1 protein-coding gene and 1 pseudogene are annotated in these 2,300 nt (G+C 60.1%); both read left to right on the top strand.

Going from position 1 to position 2,300, the window contains the following annotated elements:
* A pseudogene (locus tag CKO27_RS23675) lies at positions 1-418 on the top strand (transposase); the annotation flags it as partial.
* Between the two features lie 287 nt (positions 419-705).
* On the top strand, positions 706-2,007 hold the full coding sequence (locus tag CKO27_RS23670; RefSeq protein ID WP_200377367.1) for a transposase: 1,302 nt from the start codon (positions 706-708) through the stop codon (positions 2,005-2,007).
* Positions 2,008-2,300 lie beyond the last annotated feature (293 nt).

Below are 2,300 nucleotides of genomic sequence, written 5' to 3'. Positions count from 1 at the left end.
GCATTGGCGGGCATGGTTTCCTGGACTTGGGTCGCGAACCACGTTCGCTCAACAAGCCGCCAATCTCTGGGTGGTGAAACAGCTCCTTCATCAACAATTGGCGCTCAGCTTGGGCGCTGTGGCGGATCCGATTCACATCCTCGATGGCGGCCCGTTACCGGTTTGTGTGATCACCCGCGCGCCGCGCTGTCGCGTGTTTGCCGGTGAGGTAGGGTATGGGTATTGTGCGGCCAAGCAAGAGTACTACTACGGGTTTCATGGTCATCTGATGATTTCCTTCAACGGGGTCATCACCGGCCTGACGGTGACGGCGGCGGCCACGGACGAACGCGAGGCGCTCTGGGATCTGACCTCCGGGATTCACGGCTTGACCATTGGCGATAAGGGCTATCTCAGTGCCTTTCTCAGAGGCTGTCTAAAAACTAAACCCTTGATTTCAAAGAGCCTGGCGCCATAAAATCCGAAAAATCTATACGAAATGCGGATTCTAATTCGCGGATCATGATGACTTCAGACCCGGAAAAATGGCCTTTGAGATATCCGAGCGACCTTTCCGATGAAGAATGGGAAGTCCTTCGGCCAGCCCTTTCAAGGTGTTCGTAACATCTAGTATAATAAGATTATTTCCAGAACCACAGCCCCACTGACCCGAGCCTGTTTGACGGTATCCTGCAGAAATTCGCCGACCAAGCCCCTGGCGCCGTGATGGTGCGCGCCTTGCTGGAGCACCTCCTCAACGCGGAGCGCCTCGATGCGTGGTTTGAGCGCACCCGCGGGAGCCAGTACACCCGCAAGATTCTGTTCTCCTCGCTCGTGGGCTTGCTCCTGCAGGTCGTGTGCAAAACCCAAGCGAGCGTTCACGCCGCGTACCGCAAAGCCACGATCGCCGCCTCGATTGTCGCCGTCTACGGGAAGCGGCGCGGCGTTGAGCTGGAGACCTCCCAAGCGCTGGTCCGTGACATCGCCCGCGCGAGCACCCAACTCATTGAAGGCCTCCAGGGGAGCCGCCCACCGCGCTTGCCCGGCTACCGGATCAAGTCCCTCGACGGCCATTGCGTGGAGGCCAGCGAGCGGCGGCTCAAGCCGTTGCGCGAGAGCGCCGCGGCCGCGCGGCCGGGCCAGTCGCTGGTGGTCTTCGACCAGGCCCTCGACCTCGTCGACGATGTCTTTCCCGGCGCCGATGGGCAGGCCCAAGAGCGCGCGCTGTTGGGTTCGGTCAGCGCGACGGTGGCGGCGCAGGATCTGTGGGTCGCCGACCGGAACTTCTGCGTGCTGAGCTTTCTGTGCCACATTGAGCGCGCGGCGGCGCGCTTCATCCTCCGCGAGCCTTCCCAGTTCCCCTGCAAGCCCTTGGAGCCGATGCGCCGTGTGGGAACCTCGCCCACGGGCGCGCTCTTCGAGCCGGCCGTGCCGGTGATGGCACCGACCGGCGAGACTTGGATCTGGCGCCGTCTCCAGGTCAAGCTCAAGACCAAGACGCGTAACGGCGACAGCGCCCTCATCCTCGTGAGCCATCTCCCGGCCGAGGTCGCCGCGGCCGCGGCGATCGCCGAAATTTATCGCACCCGCTGGACCATCGAGACCGCCTTTCAAAAATTGGAGGCCCATCTTCACTCCGAGATCAACACCTTGGGCTACCCCGAGGCGGCCTTGTTCGGCTTCTGTCTGGCCCTGGTCGCCTTCAATCTCTACGCCGTCGTGATGGCCGCCCTGCGCGCGGCCCATCCGGACGCCAACGTCGATGAGACTGTTTCGCCGTATGACCTCGCCGCCGAGATGGCCAACACCACCACGGGCATGAACATCGCGGTCGACGACGTCGAATGGACACGTTTCGCTCTATCCAGCCATGAAGCGATGTGTATTTTCTTGCTCGACCTGGCCTCCCGCGTCAACCTCGCCCAGTGGCGCAAGAGCAAACGGGGGCCGAAGAAGGCGCCCACACCACGCACCAAATACAAGGGTAAGACCCATATCTCCACCGCCAAGGTCTTGGCGGGCACCTAGGCGTACTCAGAATGGCAACTTAAAAGGGCTGGGCCGATGGCGGCTACTCCGGTGCGGAGCTATTCGACTGGGTGGCGTCTCAGTTTGAGAGGCTGTCTAAAAACTAAACTGTTGATTTCAAAGAGCCTGGCGCCATAAAATCCGCCAAATCTATACGAAATGCGGATTCTAATTCGCGGATTATGATGACTTCAGACCTGGAAAAATGGCCTTTGAGATATCCGAGCGACCTTTCCGATGAAGAATGGGAAGTCCTTCGGCCAATCTTTGACGAACTTGAACCTTATAAGACT

This window comes from Thiocystis violacea, assembly GCF_016583575.1.
Taxonomy (GTDB): domain Bacteria; phylum Pseudomonadota; class Gammaproteobacteria; order Chromatiales; family Chromatiaceae; genus Thiocystis; species Thiocystis violacea.
This window is presented reverse-complemented; position numbering and strand designations above follow the sequence as displayed.